We start from the raw sequence: 379 nt of genomic DNA on the forward strand, positions 1-379 counted from the left end.
AAAGGTGTACTCACCCACAGTGCTAGTAGAGAAACTAATCGTAAAGACAGGAACCTCTGGGTTGGCGCCATCTTTCACAAAGCCAATGTACGCCCCAGTCGTGTTGGGATCCGCTTTAAGCTCAACGACCAATCCATTCGATTTGAGTGTGTCGTTGGTATTAAACAGGCTTGGCTCAATGCGGAAACTGGTCACATTGTCGCTTTGATTGGTAAAGGTGATCGTCTCTGTTTGACTCACAGGCGCGTTGCTTGCGGTTGAGCCGTCTGCAAGATTAGATTCCGATAGCGTGACGCTTGGAATGGTATTAATCGTTGGAATATCACCATCGGTGATGGTCAACTTCACGGTAGATGTCACAGGGTCTTTATCAAAGTCA

Annotated in this window: 1 protein-coding gene; it reads right to left on the reverse strand. The window is 47.2% G+C overall.

Features of this window, described 5'->3' with window-relative positions; genetic code table 11:
* Positions 1 to 379: hypothetical protein (locus AB4653_RS23460; RefSeq protein ID WP_372105447.1), on the reverse strand; the 379-nt coding region annotated here is incomplete at both ends.

It is taken from the genome of Vibrio sp. 10N.222.48.A3 (genome assembly GCF_041475345.1).
In the GTDB taxonomy this organism is placed as follows: Bacteria; Pseudomonadota; Gammaproteobacteria; order Enterobacterales; family Vibrionaceae; genus Vibrio; species Vibrio tasmaniensis_A.